Origin of the sequence: Caballeronia sp. dw_276, assembly GCF_018449635.1 — a bacterium.
Classification (GTDB): Bacteria; Pseudomonadota; Gammaproteobacteria; order Burkholderiales; family Burkholderiaceae; genus Caballeronia.
In genome coordinates this window covers 1-20485 of record NZ_JAAVUV010000017.1, presented here as the reverse complement: position 1 = coordinate 20485, position 20485 = coordinate 1, and the positions used below count along the sequence as shown (strand labels likewise).

The 20485-nt window shown below is 59.1% G+C and carries 18 protein-coding genes; 9 read left to right on the top strand and 9 right to left on the bottom strand.

Going from position 1 to position 20485, the window contains the following annotated elements; translation table 11 throughout:
* Positions 1 to 24 precede the first annotated feature (24 nt).
* Entirely contained in the window at positions 25 to 1146 is a 1122-nt protein-coding gene (locus tag HB633_RS27975) for a succinylglutamate desuccinylase/aspartoacylase family protein (RefSeq protein ID WP_213781424.1), read from the top strand.
* A gap of 9 nt (positions 1147 to 1155) precedes the next feature.
* On the opposite strand, the gene HB633_RS27970 is transcribed toward HB633_RS27975, so the two are convergent.
* The gene (locus tag HB633_RS27970; protein WP_213781423.1) at positions 1156 to 2577 is read right to left on the bottom strand and encodes an MFS transporter; all 1422 of its coding nucleotides are present in this window, start codon (positions 2575 to 2577) and stop codon (positions 1156 to 1158) included.
* A gap of 171 nt (positions 2578 to 2748) precedes the next feature.
* Here HB633_RS27970 and HB633_RS27965 point away from each other — a divergent pair, with 171 nt between their 5' ends.
* Both HB633_RS27965 and HB633_RS27960 read left to right on the top strand, forming a co-directional pair.
* On the top strand, positions 2749 to 3000 hold the full coding sequence (locus HB633_RS27965) for a DUF1488 domain-containing protein (protein WP_213781422.1): 252 nt from the start codon (positions 2749 to 2751) through the stop codon (positions 2998 to 3000).
* A 54-nt stretch (positions 3001 to 3054) separates the two neighbouring features.
* Complete coding sequence (locus HB633_RS27960; protein WP_213781421.1) at positions 3055 to 3747, top strand: Pr6Pr family membrane protein; 693 nt, start codon at positions 3055 to 3057, stop codon at positions 3745 to 3747.
* A 14-nt stretch (positions 3748 to 3761) separates the two neighbouring features.
* On the opposite strand, the gene HB633_RS27955 is transcribed toward HB633_RS27960, so the two are convergent.
* From HB633_RS27955 to kynU, 4 genes are all read right to left on the bottom strand, one after another.
* The gene (locus tag HB633_RS27955; RefSeq protein WP_255581225.1) at positions 3762 to 4757 is read right to left on the bottom strand and encodes an MBL fold metallo-hydrolase; all 996 of its coding nucleotides are present in this window, start codon (positions 4755 to 4757) and stop codon (positions 3762 to 3764) included.
* Positions 4758 to 4898: 141 nt separating this feature from the next.
* A complete protein-coding gene (locus HB633_RS27950) occupies positions 4899 to 5660 on the bottom strand; it encodes a methyltransferase (RefSeq protein WP_255581250.1) in 762 nt (253 codons plus the stop codon).
* 162 nt (positions 5661 to 5822) lie between these two features.
* Positions 5823 to 6671, bottom strand: a complete 849-nt coding sequence (kynA, locus tag HB633_RS27945; RefSeq protein ID WP_255581249.1) for a tryptophan 2,3-dioxygenase — start codon at positions 6669 to 6671, stop codon at positions 5823 to 5825.
* A 61-nt stretch (positions 6672 to 6732) separates the two neighbouring features.
* Positions 6733 to 7983, bottom strand: a complete 1251-nt coding sequence (kynU, locus tag HB633_RS27940) for a kynureninase (RefSeq protein WP_213781417.1) — start codon at positions 7981 to 7983, stop codon at positions 6733 to 6735.
* A 282-nt stretch (positions 7984 to 8265) separates the two neighbouring features.
* Here kynU and HB633_RS27935 point away from each other — a divergent pair, with 282 nt between their 5' ends.
* Both HB633_RS27935 and msrA read left to right on the top strand, forming a co-directional pair.
* Positions 8266 to 9504: an ArgE/DapE family deacylase gene (locus HB633_RS27935; protein WP_213781416.1), complete on the top strand. Its 1239-nt coding sequence runs from the start codon at positions 8266 to 8268 to the stop codon at positions 9502 to 9504.
* A 187-nt stretch (positions 9505 to 9691) separates the two neighbouring features.
* Entirely contained in the window at positions 9692 to 10399 is a 708-nt protein-coding gene (msrA, locus tag HB633_RS27930) for a peptide-methionine (S)-S-oxide reductase MsrA (protein ID WP_255581248.1), read from the top strand.
* 36 nt (positions 10400 to 10435) lie between these two features.
* On the opposite strand, the gene HB633_RS27925 is transcribed toward msrA, so the two are convergent.
* From HB633_RS27925 to HB633_RS27915, 3 genes are read right to left on the bottom strand one after another with little or no spacing between them, the layout of a single operon-like run.
* The gene (locus HB633_RS27925) at positions 10436 to 11662 is read right to left on the bottom strand and encodes a cytochrome c (RefSeq protein ID WP_255581247.1); all 1227 of its coding nucleotides are present in this window, start codon (positions 11660 to 11662) and stop codon (positions 10436 to 10438) included.
* 59 nt (positions 11663 to 11721) lie between these two features.
* Positions 11722 to 13956, bottom strand: coding sequence for a xanthine dehydrogenase family protein molybdopterin-binding subunit (locus HB633_RS27920; RefSeq protein ID WP_213781413.1), 2235 nt, complete (start codon positions 13954 to 13956; stop codon positions 11722 to 11724).
* A gap of 1 nt (position 13957) precedes the next feature.
* Positions 13958 to 14413, bottom strand: a complete 456-nt coding sequence (locus HB633_RS27915) for a (2Fe-2S)-binding protein (RefSeq protein ID WP_213781412.1) — start codon at positions 14411 to 14413, stop codon at positions 13958 to 13960.
* Positions 14414 to 14765: 352 nt separating this feature from the next.
* Between HB633_RS27915 and HB633_RS27910 the strand changes: the two genes are divergently transcribed.
* Positions 14766 to 15107 carry a DUF4148 domain-containing protein gene (locus HB633_RS27910; protein ID WP_213781411.1) on the top strand — a complete coding sequence of 114 codons (342 nt, stop codon included), beginning with the start codon at positions 14766 to 14768 and terminating at the stop codon, positions 15105 to 15107.
* 155 nt (positions 15108 to 15262) lie between these two features.
* Here the strand turns inward: HB633_RS27910 and hmpA are convergent, their stop codons facing one another.
* Positions 15263 to 16444 carry an NO-inducible flavohemoprotein gene (gene hmpA / locus HB633_RS27905; protein WP_213781410.1) on the bottom strand — a complete coding sequence of 394 codons (1182 nt, stop codon included), beginning with the start codon at positions 16442 to 16444 and terminating at the stop codon, positions 15263 to 15265.
* Between the two features lie 117 nt (positions 16445 to 16561).
* Here hmpA and norR point away from each other — a divergent pair, with 117 nt between their 5' ends.
* The 3 genes from norR to HB633_RS27890 form a co-directional block, all read left to right on the top strand.
* A complete protein-coding gene (gene norR, locus HB633_RS27900; RefSeq protein ID WP_213781409.1) occupies positions 16562 to 18151 on the top strand; it encodes a nitric oxide reductase transcriptional regulator NorR in 1590 nt (529 codons plus the stop codon).
* A gap of 474 nt (positions 18152 to 18625) precedes the next feature.
* Complete coding sequence (locus HB633_RS27895) at positions 18626 to 19240, top strand: c-type cytochrome (protein WP_213781485.1); 615 nt, start codon at positions 18626 to 18628, stop codon at positions 19238 to 19240.
* Between the two features lie 48 nt (positions 19241 to 19288).
* Positions 19289 to 20485 (top strand): cytochrome c (locus HB633_RS27890; RefSeq protein WP_255581246.1); only part of this gene is annotated, 1197 nt, incomplete at its 3' end.

Sequence of the window (20485 nt, the reverse complement as noted above, 5' to 3'; positions counted from 1 at the left end):
TCACCGATTCTGCAGGAGCATTCAATGCACATTCAACACACGCCGCTGGTTTCGACTTCCATCGGCACTCATCGCGAGTTCGTCAGCTTTCACTTCGGCACGCCCGGTGCGGGAGAGAAGGTCTATATGCAAGCGTCGCTGCATGCCGACGAAACGCCCGCCATGCTCACCGCGTGGCGTCTGAAGCATCGTTTGAAAGAACTGGAGAGTGCAGGGCGCATCAAGGGAGAAGTGATCCTCGTGCCGGTCGCGAATCCAATCGGACTCTCGCAACACGTGCTCGGACAATTCCTCGGACGTTTCGAGCTGAACAGCGGCCACAATTTCAATCGCAGTTTTCCGCTGCCGTCCGCGGCTGCGTTGATGGAGCGTATCGGCACGCAATGGACGCAGGACGCCGAGAGCAACACGCGTTTGCTGCGCCGCGCCGTATGCGAAATGCTCGCCGAAGTGAAGCCGAAAAACGAATTCGAATCGCTGCGCCGCGAGATGATGATCTTGGCCGCCGACGCGGATCTCATCATCGACCTGCATTGTTCGCTCGAAGCCACCATGCACTTGTACACGAGTCCGGCGAGCTGGCCATCGGTCGAACCGCTCGCGCGTTATCTCGGCGCAAGTGGCGTGTTGCTGGCGGCAGATTCAGGCGGGCAGTCATTCGATGAAGTCCACACGCAGTTGTGGAACGAGGTACGTGATCTTCTTGGCGATACCGCGCCGCTCGCCGCGCCCAACGTGGCGTTGACGGTCGAGCATCGTGGACAGCGCGACGTGACATATGAATTCGCGGAGCAGGACGCGGAGGGGATCATCGATTACCTAACGCATCGCGGCGTGATAGAAGGCGAGGCGCGCGCGCTGCCACCGCTCAATCATCCCGCCACACCGCTTGCCGGCAGCGAGCAATTCATCGCGCCGGTGAGCGGCGTGCTGGTGCATCGTGCGGCGGTTGGCGCGTATCTGAAAGCGGGCGATCCGGTCTTCGATATCGTCGATCCGATCACCGACGAAGTCACCACGCTCTGCACGAAGAACGACGGCATCTTCTATATGCGCCGTGCGATTCGCTTCGTGATTGCCGGCGCGCCGCTCGGACGCGTGACCGGGGCGATTCCGTTCAGGACAGGCGTGCTGATCGGCGCATGATGAGTTGCGTTATTTCATCTCTGCCGCTGCGCCGCGTCCACGTCCGCGCGCAGCAGAGATGCCTTCGCCTGCTTCGGGCGGCATGCGTGCGAACATCGGATAAGAAGCGAGCACCACCATCGCCGTCACGATGAACGCCGCCGCCAGTTGCCAGCGTTGCGCGTGAGCTCCCGGCGACAGGATCAGCGTGACCTGGATGGTCCCGGCGGCAACCGTCACGCCCACCGCTTTCATCAACTGCTGCGCGGTTCCTTGAAACGATGTCGCCGATGCAAGCTTGCTTTTGGGGACATCGGCGAAAGCCAGCGCGCCCATGGTTGCGAAGCCAAGCGAGCGTGAGAGGCCGCCAAAAAGCAGCAACATGAATATGGCGGCCGCGGGCCAGCTTTGCGACATGAAAGAGCACGCAACGAGCATCGCGGCAAACGAAACGCTGCCCGCGCACAAGACCGTGCGCACAGAAAAATGCCGCAATGCGGTCGATGTCATCGGCCGCATGCAAAACGACCCCAACGCACTCGCGAACGTGACGAGTCCGCTAGCGGACGCGCTATAACCGAATCCGGTTTGCAACGTCAGCGGCACGAGAAACGGCAAGGCTCCGGCGCCGGCGCGGAAAAGACTTCCCGCCACCGTGGCGGCATGAAACGTCGGAATGGCGAGCAGCGAAAAATCGACAGCGGGATCGGGTACACGACGGCAATGTTTCACGGCCAGCCAGAAAACCAGCACGCCCGCAACAATGCAGGCAGGCGCCACGAAGGGCGGAAGCACGTTGCGTCCCGCGCATTCAATGCCGATCATGAAGAGCGTCAGCGAGCCGCCGATCATGGTCATGCCGCGCAAGTCCGGCGGCACCGGACGTTCCGCAGGCGACGCCGGCAGCAACTTCCACGTCAGCAAGATTCCCACGATCCCAACCGGCACGTTGACCCAGAAGATGCTGCGCCACGACAGCGCATCGGTGAGAAATCCGCCTAGCGGAGGCCCCATCAATGGTCCGATGAGCGCGGGCATGGTGAGCCATGTGGTCGCTTGCAAAAGCTCCTCGCGCTTGACGCCACGAAACAGGATCAGCCGGCCGACCGGGACCATCATTGCGCCGCCGAGCCCTTGCACGATGCGCGCGCCGATCAGTTCCGGCAGGTTCGCCGCCGCCGCGCACGCGACGGAAGAAATAGTGAACAACGCGATTGCCCACATGAATACGCGTTTTGCGCCAAAGCGGTCAGCGACCCATCCGCTCGCGGGAATGAAGACGGTCAGCGCAACGAGATAGGCCGTGATCGCGCTGCTCAAATGGACCGGATCGACGCCCAGGTCGCGCGCCATGGAAGGCAACGCCGTGGCAACGATGGTGCCATCCATGTTCTGCATAAAGAGCGCGCTCGCGACGATTGCGGCGGTGAGGCGGAAGTTGACAGGTTTCACAAGGGCAGAGCGTCTTGGGTTCAATCGAATACGTGGGACCAAAGTCTACTTGAAGCGCGCCCTTGTCCGCTTCATTACAAATGGCGTACGACTTCGTAGAAATAAGTCCTAAGGGTAATCACTATCGACATGAGCGTCGCGCCGTTTGCATGAAAGGGACTACGATGGCGTATGAAACTCAATTTCCCCAATCCCAGCCGTTCCTACGATACCTCCCGGCACTGTGTGTGCTTCTGGGGGTATGACGGCTCGCGCGAGATCTCGTTCCAGATTGGCGACGCCGCGCTCTCCAGCTTCAATCCGCAAATGGGATCGGACGAGACCGCCGTGCTTGCGGCATTCGATCTTTATCGTGAACGCATTCTGCTGAAAGCCGAAAGCCTCTACGTTCGCGGTGCGCAAAACATCTTCAAGATTTCCTGATCGCGCTTTAATTCTTCGCCTGCAGCGCATTCTTGCCGCGTATAAAATCGTGGCATGTCGAAGCCTATTTCCTCCCAGAGCCAGCACGCGGTCGAGCACGAATTGCCGTTGCATACGCCCAGCACGGCGTCCCTGCTTCTGGCAGCCTCGATTGCGACCATCGCGTGGCTCGCGCTCGCGGCGCAAACCGATATCACCGTTCACCGCATGCTTGCGCGTGGCTTGAGCGTATTCGATGGCATCGAACGTTTGAGCAGTTATCTGACCAACCTGACAATCTTCGCGGTTGCCATCTGCTTTTCGTGTGTGGCGGCGCGCGCGGGTTCGCCCGTCGGACGATTTTTCCGCAAGCCGCCGGTGGTTACCGCGGTCGTGGTTTATATCGTGTTCGTGGGACTCGCGTACAACCTGTTGCTGCGATATCTATGGACACCTTCAGGATATCGGGCAGTGCTCAACGAATGTTTGCATACCTTGGTACCGGTCTTGTCGGCGGTTTACTGGGTGCTGTTCGTACCGCGCTTTCACCTGACCGTGCACAAGACGCTGCTCTGGCTGATCTATCCGCTAGGTTACTTGTGCATCACGTTATGGCGCGGCAGCACATCGGACTTTTATCCGTACCCGTTTATTGATGTGGGCGAGCTTGGTTATCCGCATGTGCTGCTCAACGCCAGCCTGCTGGTGGTTGCGTTTCTAATACTGATGGCGGTGTTCATCGCGCTGAATCACCGGCGTCCGCATTAAAGCGCGCCATAACGCTACGGTCCCGACGTCTTAGCGTCACCAAGCTTGATCATCTGTCCGTGATGCAACACCACGAACGCATCTTCCGGCAAGCCCGCTTCTTTCACGGCTTGTTTCAACAGACGCGGCGGTTCGTCGAGCGGGTCATCTGCGAGTTCGAACGTGCCCCAGTGAATGCCTATCGATTTCTTCGAACGAACGTCTTCGTGAATTTGCACGGCTTCGAACGGGTTCACGTGTTGCGGGCGCATGAACCACTCGGGCGCATAAGCGCCAATTGGAATCAGCGATAAATCAAAGCTGCCAAAACGTTCGCCGATATCTTTGAAGTCAGGCGAATAGCCGGTGTCGCCGGCAAAATAAAACGAAAACGGATGCGCGTTACCTTGAGGCGTCTTTACGACCCAGCCGCCCCAAAGCGTTTTTTGCCGATCGCCGATACCGCGCGCCGACCAGTGCCGGCTAGGGACGAAATACATGTCGAGGCCGGAAGCGTGCGTCTCGTTCCACCAGTCGAGTTCCTGCACGTTGTCGATGCCCTTGTCATGCATCCACGCCTTGATACCCATAGGAACCAAGAAAAGCGGTGGCCCGCCGGGCTGCTTGTTCAACTGCTCGACGCTGGCGGTATCGAGGTGATCGTAATGATTGTGCGAGATCAGGACGATATCGATATGCGGCAGATCAGCGAGCGCCAGCCCGGGCGGAACCTTGCGTTCCGGACCAATGAACTGGAACGGCGATGCGCGCCGCGAGAACATGGGATCGGTAATGATGTTGACGCCGTTCGTCTGCAACAGCGCGGTCGCGTGGCCGACCCATGTAAGCGTTGTCTCGGTCCGGTTGGCTTTGATCCACGCAACATCCGGATGATCGATCGGGAAGTGATAGCCGTTCGCCGGCGGTTTTGGCAAGCCATTGACCAGGCGTTCCCATTGCCATTTCAGAAGCGATGCACGCGGCAGCGGCGAATAGTTGTTTTCGTAACCGTCAGCCGTGTGATGAGTCATGCTAGAGCCTTGAGGTTCGGCGGACTGGGTCTTCGTCGCGCAGCCCGCGACTGACAAAACTGCCAAGAACGTAAGTAATGCCCGTCTTGAGCGGGCAGACGTGGGCCATGTGAAGGCGGTCGGCATGAGGCGGGTGATGGCTTAAGGTTTGACGAAACGCAGCGTCATGCGATCCGATTCGCCGATAGCCGCAAAGCGCGCGCGATCCACATCGCCGCCGCGGTAAGTGGGTGGCAACGACCAGACGCCGTTCGGATAATCCTTTGTATCGCGGGGATTGTCATTGATCGCGCTGCTCGCAACGAGCTTGAAACCGGCGGCTTGCGCATGCTGGATCACGTAGGCTTCGGTGAGGTAACCCGTATCTATCATCTGTTGCAGCGGCGTTCCCGGCTTGGCGCGATGTTCTTCAACGCCCAGTACGCCACCGCGTTTCAGCACGGAATAGAACGCGCGCAAGTTGGCATCGATCTGGCCGTCTTCAATCCAGTTGTGGATATTGCGGAAGGTCAGCACACGATCGACCTGGAGCCCCGCAGGCAAGCCGACGAACTGTCCCGACTGCAACGTGCCGAACGGAACCTTGCCGTATATGGACGGATTCGATGCGAGTTTTTGTTCGAAAGCGGCGTTGCTCCGGGCTTCGGCTGCCGGCAGCGAACCTGCCACGCCGACGTATTCGGCCTCGTACAAGGTGCCGCGATCCTTCAGGTAAGGCCCGAGGATGTCCGTGTACCAGCCGCCGCCCGGAGCGATCTCCAGCACGCTCTGCGTGGGCGCGACGCCGAAGAATTCCAGTGTTTCCTTAGGGTGCCGGTAGACATCGCGGGCCTGCGCTTTCTGCCCGCGGTAAGGCGCGGCGATGGCGGCATCGAGCGAAGTCGATTCCGGTGCGGCAGGCATTGCGCAGGACGCTAGCAGCAACGCTGCGGGCAGCGCGAGCAACAGGCGCCGGACGGTGGAGGGCGGTGGGAGTGTTTTCATGCGGGTCATTATCGGGGAAAGTCGGGCAACGCGCTGCGCGTGCTGGAACCGCAAGTTGCCGCACGATAAACCGAAGAGCCGCTAGAGCAAGGTCCTAACGTGCCAAAGCTCGGGAAACAGCACAACGTCGAGCATCTTTCGTAAATATGGCGCACCGCTCGTACCGCCGGTGCCCTGTTTGAATCCGATGATCCGCTCGACTGTAGTCACATGCCGGAAGCGCCATTGCCGGAATGAATCTTCGAGATCGACCAGTTCTTCCGCCATCTCGTACAGTTCCCAATGCTCGCCCGGATTCCGATAAATCTCGAGCCACGCGGCTTCCACGCTTGCATCGTGCGTAGTCGGCTGGGTCCAGTCGCGTTCAAGTCTTTCCGGCGCAATCGGAAAGCCGCGCCGCGCGAGCAAGCGGATGACTTCATCGTAGAAAGAGGGTGCCTCCAGCGTCGCCTTTACTTCAGAAAAAATCTCCGGCCTGTGAGCATGGGCTTTGAGCATTTGCGCATTCTTGTTGCCCAACGTGAACTCGATCTGCCGGTATTGATGCGACTGGAATCCGGACGATGCACCCAGATAAGGCCGCATTGCAGTGTATTCCGATGGCGTCATGGTCGCGAGCACGCTCCACGCCTGCACAAGCTGATCGAGGATTCGCGAAACCCGCGCGAGCATCTTGAAGGCGGGCGGAAGTTCATCGCGGCGAACAGCGGCGAGTGCCGCGTGCAATTCGTAAAGCGCGAGTTTCATCCACAACTCGCTCGTCTGATGCTGCACGATGAACAACATCTCGTTGTGATCCGGCGACAACGGATGCTGCGCCGAGAGCAACGTGCCGAGCGACAGATAATCGCCGTAGCTCATTGAATCCGTAAAGTCGAGCTGCGCGTCGTGCCAGCCTTCCGCCTTTTCGGCAGACGCGCCATAACCCATTGGGCAAGTGCCGGCGCTTTCATTCTGGTCTTGTCGTGTCATCGCGCGTTCTCCTTGCAAATCAGGTTACAGCGCCACGTTCGGCGTATTCGGGCTCGCGCCATGCTTGCGTGTCGAGCACGTCGCGCAAGGTTTCTACCGCGTCCCACACATCGACGTACCGCGTATAGAGCGGCGTGAAGCCAAAACGCAGGATGCGCGGCTCGCGGTAATCGCCAATCACGTTTCGCGCGATCAGCGCCTGCATGACTTCATAACCGTGCGGATGCTCGAAGCTCGCCTGCGACCCGCGCTCGGCGTGCGTTCGAGGCGTCACGAGTTGCAAAGGGAATTCGGCGCATCGCGTCTCGACCAGTTCGATAAAAAGATCGCTCAGAGCGAGCGACTTGCGCCGCAGCGCCGCCATGTCGGTTTGCGCGAAGACGTCGAGGCCGCATTCAACGAGGCCCATCGAGATGATGGGTTGCGTACCGCACAAGAAACGGCCAATGCCGTCATCCGGACGATATTCCGGAACCATATCGAAGGGTTTCTTGTGACCCCACCAGCCGGACAGGGGTTGCGAGAACGCATCCTGAAGACGCTTGGGCACCCAAATGAAACCAGGCGAGCCGGGACCGCCATTGAGATATTTATACGTGCAGCCCACGGCATAATCCGCGTTCGCGCCGTGCAAGTCGACTGGAACGGCGCCGGCTGAATGCGCGAGATCCCAGACGGCGAGCGCGCCTTTATCGTGAATGATGCGCGTCAGCGGGGACATGTCGTGCATCGCGCCCGTGCGATAGTTCACGTGCGTGATCATGGCGAGCGCCGTGTTTTCATCGATAGCGCCGGGCAGGTCCGACGCATGATCGACCAGGCGCAATTCATACCCGCGATCCAGTTGTTCGATCAAACCCTGCGCTATGTAGAGGTCCGTTGGGAAATTCGAGCGTTCCGAAACGATCACGCGACGCCTGGGATCGCGCTCGTTTGCAACGCGCAACGCAGCGGATAGCACTTTGAACAGATTGCTGGAAATGGTGTCGGTAACGACCACTTCGTCTTGCGCAGCGCCTATCAACGGCGCAAGTTTATTGCCCAGGCGCTTGGGCAAAGCGAACCATCCTGCGGTATTCCACGAGCGGATGAGGCCGTCGCCCCATTCATTCGCAATGATTTGCGCCGCGCGCAAAGCTGCGGCTTTGGGTGGCACGCCGAGCGAATTGCCGTCGAGGTAAATCACGTCGTCGTGCAGCGCGAACTGTTCGCGCAAAGGGCGCAGCGGGTCGTTGCGGTCGAGGGTTGCGGCGTCGTCTCGGTTGTTCATTGAAGTGCTCATTGAATCTTGGTGAAGGTGCATAAAGCTTAGCTGAGAACCGTCGTCAAATGATTGCAAAAGTAACGCGGCCTTGGCCACCCTTAGCAACAATGTTCGATCAAATCATCGCCGAATGGATAGATATTTAACGCGATCCGTTATGCACGGAATTCGGCTGCGCTTAGCAAGCCGGGTCTCGCGTCCGCTAAGCTGGCGGTTATCTGCCGTGAGTTCGCTTAACTCAGGCGTTCGCCGTTACCATGCCCTCGTATCGACCTTAGACCCACGCCCATGACCCAGCCCGCCCTTGCCGCAACCTTGATGGCCCGAGTCGACAGCCAGTTCGACGATGAACTCGCGTTCCTTTCCGCGCTTGTACAAAAGCCATCGGACAATCCGCCGGGCGATTGCGCGGACCATGCCGAGATGGCCGCGAAATGGCTTGAACAAGCAGGCTTCAAGGTCGAGCGCCACGCAGTTCCTGCCGACGATGTCCGCCGCGCCGGCATGATCAGCGCGACAAATCTGGTGATTCGTCATCGCTTCGGGGCCGGGCCGGTCATTGCGCTGAACGCGCATGGCGACGTGGTCCCACCGGGCGATGGCTGGACTGCCGACCCCTACGGCGCCGAAATCCGCGATGGTTTCATGTACGGGCGTGGTGCGGCGGTGTCGAAGTCGGATTTTGCGACCTATGCGTTTGCGTTGAAAGCCCTGATCGGCAGTGGTGCGGCGCTGGCCGGAACCGTCGAGTTGCATCTCACCTATGACGAGGAAACCGGCGGGTTGATCGGACCGGGCTGGTTGCTTAAGGAGGGCATTGTGAAGCCGGATTACGCTATCTGCGCCGGCTTTTCTTACGCAGTCACGACCGCGCACAACGGTGCGATTCACCTCGAAGTCACAGTGCGCGGCAAGTCCGCGCATGCCGCACGTCCCGATACCGGACATGATGCGCTGGAAGCCGCGACGGCGGTGCTCAACGCGTTGTATGCGCATCGGGCGGCATTGCGTGATATTCGATCGAATACACCGGGCATCGAACATCCGACGCTGGTCGTCGGCTTGATCAAGGGCGGCATCAATACCAATGTCGTGCCCGACAAGGTCACTTTGCGGCTCGACCGGCGGGTCGTGCCTGAAGAAAATCCTGAGGACGTGTTGCGTACGCTCAAAGCGCTGATCGTGGGCGCGGTCAGGGATTTGCAGGGTATTGATGTCGATATCGAGGAGATCCTTGTCACTTCTCCACTGCGTTCGCTCGACGGTGCCGAGCGCCTGTCGCAGGCGTTGCAACGCGCGGCCACGATTACGTTGCATCGCGACATTCCAACCGAAGGCGTTCCTCTCTACACCGACGCCCGGCTGTACTGCGAAGCTGGCGTTCCGACTGTCATTTATGGCGCCGGCCCGCGTACCTTGCTTGAGGCGAACGGACATCGCGCGGATGAACGGGTGGCGCTCGAAGACCTGAAAGTCGCAACGAAAACCATTGCGATTGCGCTCGCCGATCTGCTAAGTCCGGAGTGATTTGCGTTTTCAGCTAGCCACGCTTTCTCTGACCTCTTGATTACATCTTTGTCATCAAGCATTTATCGCCTTCCGGGCGCGCTAACATAAGGCGAAAGGGGTTCATGCGCAGCTTGTGCAGCGAATGAACGTCCCGAAACCCGGAGGCTCATCCATGAATTTCCCGAACCAAAAAACGTTGTACGCCATGCGCTCGCGTGGTGCCGGCTTGCTTAGCGCAATCAGCCTGGGCGCGACTGTCCTGTTCTTGTCGATGCACGTCGCGCATTCTTCCGAAGCAGCGGTCGTGCTGGCGCCGCCCACAGTCGATGAACCCGTGGGCGCCACGCGTCAGGAAACGGCGGTGCTGGCAGGCGGCTGTTTCTGGGGCGTGCAGGGTGTCTTCCAGCACGTCAATGGTGTGACGAAAGTCGTCTCCGGATATGCAGGCGGCCAAGCCGATACTGCGCAATACGAGACCGTGAGCGGCGGTCAAACGGGTCACGCGGAGTCGGTGCAGATCACCTACGATCCGACCAAAGTAACCTACGGCCAACTGCTGCAGATCTACTTCTCGGTCGCCCACGATCCGACCGAACTCAACCGGCAAGGTCCGGATAGCGGCACGCAATATCGTTCGGCAATTTTTCCGGCCAACGACATGCAAAAGCAGGTGGCGCAAAGCTATATTGCGCAGTTGAACAAAGCGCACGTGTTTCCGGCGCCGATCGTGACCAAAACGGACGCGCTGAAGGGTTTCTATCCGGCTGAGTCTTATCACCAGAACTACCTGACGCTGCATCCGGATGCGCCTTACATCGCAATCAACGATTTGCCCAAGGTGGAAAACCTCAAACGGTTATATCCGGCGTTTTATCGGGATCAGCCGGTGTTGTTGAAAGTGGCATCGGAATAAGAAAATGGCGGCGGATTTCAAGTCCGCCGCCATTTTTCATTGCGCTGCTTGTGTCGACTTCCTCAGCTTCGCAACATCACCCGCGGCAACGGCCGGCGCGCCGTTGTTCCAGCCCGCACGAATGAATGTAAGCACGTCGGCGATTTGCTGGTCGCTTAGCACCGGTGCGTATTTCGGCATCGGGTACGCGGCCGGAATGCCCTGGATCACGAGATCCTGCGTGCCGTTCAGCGTCACGTTGATCAGCGACGAAGCATCCTTCTCCAGCAAGTTCGGATTACCCGCAAGCGGTGCAAGCAGCGGGGCGAACGCCTTGCCGTCCACGCCGTGGCAGTGCATGCAGTACGCGGTGTAGACCTTCGCGCCAGCGTCGTTGGCGGGATGCGCGAGCAATGCCGTCGTAGCCTTCGGATCGTATGCATAGGCCGGCGCGTTCGTGCCGCCCGCCGGCTGCAACGACTTCAGGTACGTGGACATGGCAGCCAGATCCTGATCGTTCATGCCCTGCGTGCTGTGGTTGATCACGTCAGTCATGGACCCGAACGCCGTTGCGTGCGCGTTCGCGCCGGTTTTCAGGAACTGCGTCAAATCCGCGTCTGACCAGCGCCCCAGTCCGACGTTCTGCTCGCCGGTCAGGTTCGACGCAAACCAGCCGTCGAGCACGCCGCCCGTGAGCCATGCGCCGCCGCTTTCATCGAGCGCCTTCTCCTGGAACGCGATACCGCGCGGTGTATGGCACGAGCCGCAATGGCCGAGGCCCTGGATCAGGTACGCACCGCGATTCCATGCAACGTCCTTACCGTCCTTGTCGCGATAAACGCCTTTGTCGAGGAACACCATGTTCCAGAATTTAAGCGGCCAGCGCATGTTCAAGGGGAACGGAATATCCGGTGCACGATTTGCCTGGTTGACCGGCGCCACGCCCTTCATGAAGTATGCATAAAGCGCCTTCACGTCGTCGTCGCGAACCTTGGTATAGGAAGGATAGGGCATGGCTGGATAAAGATTGTGCCCATCCTTCGATACCCCCTGACGTAACGCCTTTTCGAAATCCTCCTCGGTCCATTTGCCGATGCCCGTCTCCGGGTCCGGCGTGATATTGGTCGTGTAGATCTTCCCCATGGGCGTATTCATCGGCAGGCCGCCGGCAAACGGTTTGCCCTTGGGTGCGGAATGGCAGGCCACGCAATCGCCGGCTTTCGCGAGATATGCGCCACGGGTCACGAGCGGGTCGTCGGCCGGAACGGCAGCTTGTGAAAGCATCGGCAGGCTGAACGTGAGGGCGATTGCGGAAACAAGTTGTTTGATCATTGTGTGTTCCCTCACGCGCTCAGCAGTTGACGGCCCACGGGCAACTGCCGCAGACGCTTGCCGGTAGCGGCGTAGATCGCGTTGGTCAGTGCGGGCGCAAGCGCCGCCGTACCGGGTTCGCCGATCCCTCCAGGCGCTTCGCTGCTCTTGACTATGTGCACCTCGATGGGCGGTGTCTGGTCGATCCGCAACATGCGGTAGTCGGTGAAATTCGCTTGTTCTACGCGGCCGTCCTTGATCGTGATCTCGCTATAAAGCGCGGCTGTGATGCCAAAGATAATGCCGCCCTGAATCTGCGCCTCGACGGTATTCGGATTCACGACCATGCCGCAATCGACCGCGCATACCACGCGGTTGACCGCAACTTCACCGTCGCTGTTCACGGTCACGTCGACGACCATGCCAAAGAAGCTGCCGAACGCGTGCATGACCGATACACCGCGCCCCTGACCCTTCGGTGGCGTACCACCCCAGCCGGCTTTCTGGGCGGCGACGTCGAGCACGTTTTGCGCGCGCGGCGTTTTGCCGAGCAGGTCGTGGCGGTACTTCACCGGATCGATCTTGGCCTGCGCCGCCAGTTCATCCATGAAACTTTCGACCACGAAAGTGCCGCGCGTCGGACCTACGCCGCGCCAGAATGCGGTAGGAATGTCCATCGGTTCCTGACGTACGTAGTCGATGAACTGATTCGGCAAGTCGTATGGCAAATCGGCGGAGACTTCAACCGCGTCGGGATCGAGTCCGTTCTTGAAGGCCGGCGGCGCGAAGCGCGCCATGACCGAGGACCCGACAATCCTGTGCTGCCATGCAATCGGTTTGCCGTTGGCATCGAGGCCGGCCGAAATCACGTCGTAGTAATACGGGCGATACATGTCGTGCTGGACGTCCTCCTCGCGCGTGTACGTGACCTTTACGGGCGTGCCGACCTGCTTGCCGATCTTCAATGCCTGCTCGATGAAATCCGTCTCCAGTCGCCGGCCAAAACCACCGCCGAGCAAATGGTTATGGACGGAGATCTTGTCGGCGGGAAGGCCGGTGATCTTCATGGCTGTATCGACGGCGCGCGTCGGGACTTGCGTGCCGACCCAGATGTCGCAGCCGTCGGCACGTACCGACACTGTGCAGTTCACCGGCTCCATGGTCGCGTGCGCAAGGAAGGGTTGCTGGTACACGGCATCGACGCGCGTCTTGGCGTCGTCGAAACCCTTTTTCGTGTCGCCGTCCTTGCGGGCGACGGCTCCATCTTTCTTCGACGCATCCGCGAGTTGCTGCACGACTTTCGCCGTCGAAAAGTCCGCGCCGCGGCCTTCGTTCCATTTGAGATCGAGCGCCGCCGCGCCGCGTTTGGCGGCCCACGTATGGTCGCCGATCACCGCCACGCCGTTGTCGAAACGAATCACCTGGCGTACGCCGGGGATCTTTTTCGCGTTGGTGTCGTCGACTGAAACCAGCTTGCCGCCGAACACCGGACTGTTCACGATTGCCGCGTACACCATGCCGGGCAAGCGCACGTCCAGACCGAACACAGCTGTCCCGTCAACTTTCTCCGGTGAATCCAGGCGCTTATGCGCGGTGCCGATCAGTTTGAAATCCTTAGGATCCTTGAGCGTCACGTTTTGCGGTGCGGGAAGTTTCGATGCGGCATCCACCAGTTGTCCGTAACCGATACGCCGGCTCGTCGCCATATGCACCACTTCGCCGCGTTCGGCGTGACACGTTGCCGGTTCAACCTGCCATTGCTGTGCCGCAGCAGAGATCAACAGCGTGCGTGCAGTTGCGCCCGCCTTACGCATGGGCTCCCATGCATAGCGAATGGACGTCGAGCCGCCCGTGAGCTGACCGCCAAGCAAAGGATCCTTGAAGAGTTTTTCGTTTGGCGGCGCGTGATCGATCACAACGCTATCAAGCGGCACTTCAAGTTCTTCAGCGATCAACATGGGGATGGACGTGTAGATGCCCTGGCCCATCTCGACCTTGGGGATCACCAGCGTCACCTTGCCGGTTGCATCGATCTGGATAAATGCGTTCGGTTCGAATACGCCGCTTTGCGGCGTTTCGTTGGCGTCGCCGCCGATCACCGATTTGCCCTTGGGCGCCTCGCCCTGGCTTGCAGCCGGGAGGCTGAAACCAAGCATCAGGCCGCCGCCCACGGCCGCGCCAACCGATACTCCAACCTTCAAAAACGTGCGCCGGTTCACGCCGGTGGGCGCGCGGCGATTTTGTGCTTCCAGCAGTCCTCGCGACATGTCACGCCCCCTTGGCGGCGTGCTTGACCGCGGCGCGAATGCGGTTGTAGGTGCCGCAGCGGCAGATGTTGCCGGCCATGGCGGCGTCTATCTCGGCGTCAGATGGATCGGGGTTGGCGGCGATGAGCGACGCCGCCGACATCACTTGACCCGATTGACAGTAGCCGCACTGCACAACGTCCAGCGCCACCCACGCGTCCTGCACTTTCTTGCCGGCGGGCGTGGCACTGACCGCTTCGATAGTCGTCACCTTGCGACTGCCGACTGCTGCAATCGGAAGTACGCAGGAGCGAACGGCAACGCCGTCCAGGTGCACGGTGCAAGCACCGCATTGGGCGATGCCGCAGCCGAATTTTGTACCTGTGAGACCTACGAGATCGCGGAGCACCCAGAGCAGGGGCATGTCAGGTGGGGCATCGACCGTGTGAGATTCGCCGTTTATGGAAAGGGTCGTCATCTGCAACTCCAGTTGTCGTGAGGATATTTTTGGTCTGTCTTACCGCAAGTCCTTATACAAGATTACGACGATTCGTGCTGAATTCACATAAGTCCATAAATCGCATTCGCGCGCGAGTAACTCCAAATCGGAATAAACCACCCGATGGCATAGCTTCCAATTGCCTTACCGATTTCGCATGAGGCGGCCGGCTCCGGATGAAGAACACGCGTATTCCGAGCGTCTTCGAACACAACAATGCAGCGCAAATAAATTATGGATATCGCAGGAATAAAAGCGGCGATTGATGGGTTAGCCCTTGTACCAACCGCAACACGTTGCGTTGGTTACCCTCAATCTACCGGAGTTGAAAATGAAAAAGCTTGCCCTGCTTACCTTGTCCGTTGCTGCCATTGTTTCGGCCAGCGCTTTCGCGCCGAGTGCATTCGCAGAAGGACTTACCCGTGCGGAAGTTCGCCAGCAACTGGTGGAAGCACAACAAAATGGTTCGGAGTACGTGACTGATGCATCGTATCCGGATATCAGCCCGGCATTTCAAAGCCGGTTTGCTAATCGTCAGGAAAGTTCTGCGTCGTATGGCGGGGTTGCCTCGGGTTCCAGCGTGAGCGCACCGCGCATGGCAATGCCGGGTACGCAAGGTCATGACACTTGTGTAGGTCCCGTCAGCTTCTGCAATATCTATGCAGGTTCGTAATTACCAAAGTTCTTCAAGGCCGGGGCAATAAAGCAGGGCACTCCGCTTAAGCGAATGCAGATACGCCAAACAATCAATCGCATTCGCCTAAGCGGGAGTCTACGAGCATTAAGTTGCTAATGAACGCAAGACATCTTTGCTGCATGCAAGCATCTTTATTCAAGCGCAGCTGCCGGACCAAAAAATTCATGGCGAGTTTGCGCTTCAGGCACGCCAAGCGTCTTCAGGGTCCGCTTCATCGCTTTCATGAACGGTAGCGGTCCAAGAAAATAAGCGTCTACATCGCGTGTTTCGGGCAGCCACTTTGCAAGCCGTGCCTCATCGAGGTAACCGGTGCCATGAGCCGGCGCATCGCCTGGTCGCGATTCAGAATAGCAGTAGAAGCGTTTCAGGCGCGGATGCTTTTCAGCTTGTGCATCGACGAAGTCGCGGAATGCATGAACACCGCTGTTTCGGGCGGCATGAATGAAATACACCGGACGTTCGCTTCGCAGCGCTGTTTCGAGCATGGCGAGCGCCGGCGTGATGCCGACACCGCCCGTAATCAGCACGAGTGGTTTGTCGCTATGTTCGAGTTTGAAGTTGCCCGCGGGCGCCAACAGTTCGATGGTGTCATTCTCCTTGAGATTCGCATGCAGATGCTTTGATACCCGGCCGTCAGGCTCGCGCTTCACGCTGATGCGATACTCGCGGCCGTTCGCCGCCGCCGATAACGAATAGTTGCGGCGGACTTCCTCGCCATCCAGAACCAGCCGCACGCCAATGTATTGCCCCGGTTGAAAGGAGAGGAGTTCACCGCCATCATCCGGTCGCAGATAGAACGACGTTATTTCATCGCTTTCCACGACCCGGCGCGCAACGCGGAACAAGCGCGTGCCGCGCCAGCCGCCCGGCGCGTTTTCACGTTCGGCGTACATTGTTTCCTCGAGACCGATCAGCAAATCCGCGAGTTGCCCGTACGCGGCAGCCCATGCTTCGATCACGGCATCGGTCGCGATCTCTGCGCCCAGCACTTCACGAATGGACCGAAGCAGGCATGAGCCGACGAGCGGATAGTGCTCGGGCAGGATGTCGAGCGCCACATGCTTGTTCACGATCTGCGAAACCAGGTCTCCGAGTTGTTCGAGCTGATCTATGTGCTTTGCGTACATCAACACGCCATTTGCGAGTGCGCGCGGTTGTGCGCCGCTCGCCTGGTGCGCCTGGTTGAAATACGGACGCACCTCCGGGTGTTCACTCATCAACAGCCCGTAAAAGTGCGTGGTCAGCGCCTCGCCGCCGCTTTCAAGAAGTGGGACGGTCGCTTTGACGATGGCACGGTGTTCTGCGGATAGCATGGTGGAATTCCTTATGTTCGATGTTGAGCGGAGCGGAAACAAGCAGTCGCTGAACCATTTAATCCAAGTTTCGTGCCACACTTGCATCCTATTGAAATCAATGGTTTGCGAATTTAGATGGTTAAAAAGACTCTGGTCGAAAAGACTCACAATGAAGTCAAAATGACCTCACGATTTTTGCTCGATGCGCTTGTGCCACTCATGCAGGATCTGTCGCGCGACCTCGCCGATTCCGAGCGTTACCGGCGGCTGTTACACACCATGCGCACGCTGTTTCCCGCCGACGCCGCCGCGTTATTACGGCTGGAAGGCGATACGCTGGTGCCGCTGGCTATCGAGGGTTTGAGCATGGACACGCTCGGGCGGCGTTTTCGCGTGGCTGACCATCCGCGTTTCGAGCGACTGCTTGCCAACTCGGGGCCGACGCGGTTTGCTTCGGATTCCGATCTTCCTGATCCATACGATGGCCTCGTGCAGGCGGTGTCCGGCGACCTCGAGGTGCACGATTGTCTCGGATCACCGCTCGTCATCAACGGCCGGCCTTGGGGTTTGCTTACGCTGGACGCGCTCGACCCGGCGCGTTTCGACAGTATCGATATGTCGTCGCTCAGCGCTTTCCTGAGCCTTGCCGCCGCGACCGTCAGCGTGGTGGAACGCATCGATACGCTGGCTCGAACGGGCGAGGAAGAACGGCGCCGTGCCGACGCATACCGGCAAGCGCACGGCCAAGGTCATCGCACGATGATCGGCAACAGCAAGGCCCACAAGCGCATGATTCAGGAGATCGGGATCGTTGCTGGCAGCGACCTGACCGTGCTGATCACCGGCGAGACAGGCGTTGGCAAGGAGCTCGTTGCAAATGCAATTCATGCGGCGTCGCCGCGCGCAAACAAGCCGCTGATCAGCCTGAATTGCGCGGCGCTACCCGACACGCTGGTCGAGAGCGAATTGTTCGGTCATGTACGTGGCGCGTTTTCCGGCGCGTCTTCGGACCGGCGTGGCAAGTTCGAACTCGCCGACGGCGGCACGCTGTTTCTCGATGAAGTCGGCGAACTTTCTCTCGGCGTGCAGGCAAAGCTGTTGCGCGTCCTGCAGAACGGCCAGCTGCAACGCATAGGTTCGGACCGCGACCATACCGTCGATGTCCGCGTGATCGCCGCAACCAATCGCGACCTGGTGGAAGAGGTAAGGGCGGGGCGGCTAAGGGCGGATTTTTATCATCGGCTGAGCGTTTATCCGCTACGGGTTCCGCCGTTGCGCGAGCGTGGCCGTGACGTATTGATGCTGGCAGGGAGCTTCCTTGAGGAAAACCGCTCGCGGCTGGGCTTGGCGAGCTTGCGTCTTTCCAGCGATGCCCAAGCCGCGCTGCTCGACTACGCATGGCCCGGCAATGTGCGCGAACTCGAACACCTGATTGGCCGCAGTGCTTTAAAAGCGCTCGCGTCTCAAGCTGAGCATCCGCGCATTCTGAGCCTGACCGCCGCGCATCTTGGACTGGACGATACACAGCAGGAAAGCGTGAACCTGGATGCTTCCACACCGGAAACGGCGGCCCAGGATTTTCGCACCGCTGTCACATCGTTTGAGCGAACGGTCCTGCAGAATGCTTTGGCGCGCAATAACGAGAACTGGGCATCGACAGCGCGTGAGTTGCAAATCGACCGCGCCAACCTCAACCGGCTCGCCAAGCGCCTGGGCCTTAAGTAACGCTTTGGTCATACACGAAGGTCGCTTGAGCAGCTAAGCTCAAGCGATCGCTTCAATTTCGCCTTAGCGTTATTTCGCTAAGGAATTACTTTAGGAAATTATCTGCGCCGAGCGAAATTCCGCGCCTTTATTGATCTTGATCATTGAACGTCGAAGCTCTTTATTTCGCGCTTTTGAATCATCACTTAAATGATTAATAATCCACGAGGTCGTGTGAATCTTGGCTCTCGGCAAAATCCTTTAAGTGCTTTAAGCTTCGCTCATGCCGCACTCAATGCATTTTCCAAAGTCCAAAGCCAACACAATAGCGTCGTATAACAATTCGCTGTAGCGCACGACTACAGATACAAAAACCCGATCGAGGACACAACGGTGGGCATTCGCAGCGTCGTCATTTCATTAGTGCTCCTCGCGCTATCGAGCGCGGGCGCATTCGCCGCCGGCGCTGCGCCCGCTGAAAAGGCGCCCGACACCATGCAGGCGCGCGTTCTGGCATGTGCCGCATGTCACGGTGCGCAAGGCGAAGGTACGAGCAACGATTATTATCCGCGGCTCTCCGGCAAGCCCGCGGGTTATCTCTACAACCAGTTGCTTGCTTTTAGGGACGGGCGTCGGCAATACCCGCCAATGAATTATTTATTGGCTTATCTCCCGGACGCTTATCTGCAGCAGATTGCGGAACATTTCGCTGGCGAGCGGCCGCCGTTTCCGGTGCTTGCACCGGTTACCGCTGATGCAACAACACTCGCGCTCGGCAAATCGCTCGTAAATAACGGCGCGCCCTCACGCAAGATCCCCGCATGTGCCGCCTGTCACGGTGCGGCGCTTACCGGTATGGAGCCTGCCATCCCGGGCCTGCTGGGTTTGCATGCCGACTACATCAGCGCGCAGTTGGGCGCGTGGCGTTACGGCACGCGCAAGACGCTCGCGCCCGATTGCATGCATGAAATAAGCACCAGGCTGGCCGAGCGCGACATCACGGCTATAGCGGCTTATCTGGCGTCGTTGCCCGCTCCAGCCGATCCCGTTCCGGTCGCTGCCGGCTCTCTCAAGATGCCGCTTGCTTGCGGCACCGTACCTAACCCTTAAGGCGAGGAAATCGACGTGTTCAGTTTCCGGACCCTGATGCTTCTTTGCATGTTTGTTGTGATGTCGAATGCGCAAGCAGCCGATCCGTCGGTCGTTTCCCGTGGCGAGTATCTCGCGCGTGCCGGCGATTGCATCGCATGTCATACCGTTCCCGCCGGCAAGCTCTTTGGAGGTGGCCGGCCCATGGAAACGCCATTTGGCACGCTCTATACGCCGAACATTTCGTCGGATAAGGAAAACGGTATCGGCAAATGGACCGCAGCAGAATTCTACAACATGATGCATACGGGCAAATCGCGAACCGGCGAGCTGCTTTATCCCGCCATGCCGTTTGCGTCGTACACCAAAGTCACGCGCGCCGACTCCGATGCGATCTTTGCGTATCTGTTGTCGACGCCGCCTATCCCGCAGCCCAACCGTGCTCACGAACTGCGCTTTCCGTTCAACCAGCGCTCACTGTTGTATGGCTGGCGCGCTTTGTACTTCCGCGCGGGCGAATACCAGCCTGATCCCACGCAGTCGGTCGAATGGAACCGCGGCGCCTATCTGGTCGAAGGGCTCGGCCATTGCACGATGTGTCATACCGCAATCAATGCGCTGGGCGGCAACTCTGCGTCCAAGCGTTTCGAGGGCGGTTTGATCCCGATCCAGAACTGGTACGCACCGTCGCTGACATCGAACAAGGAAGCGGGGCTCGGCGACTGGAGTATCGAAGACATTGCCGATCTGTTGCAAGCGGGGGTATCGAATCGTGGCGCTGTTTACGGCCCGATGGCGGAAGTCGTGTACGACAGCTTCCAGTATCTCTCCGATGAAGACATCCGTTCCGTAGCTGTATATCTGAAGACGCTGCCTTCGCGCGCTGGCGAGAAAATCACCCCGCCTACGCCAGCGCTTGCTGAAGAAAAGAACACTATGTCGCCGCTCGGCAAGAAGATCTACGACGCGCAGTGCGCCGTCTGTCACGCCGCGCAGGGTCAGGGCAAGCTGCCGCATTTCCCGCCGCTTGCCGCAAACCAGTCCATTCAGATGACGTCGTCGGTGAACCCGATCCGCATGGTGCTCAACGGTGGTTATGCGCCGGGCACGAAGAAAAACCCCATGCCTTACGGTATGCCGCCTTTCGCGCAATCGCTTTCGGATGTCGAGGTCGCGGCCGTGGTCACGTATATCCGTACCGCGTGGGGTAATCACGGCACGCCGGTGAGTGCGAAAGATGTCAACGTGTTGCGCTCCGCGCCACTT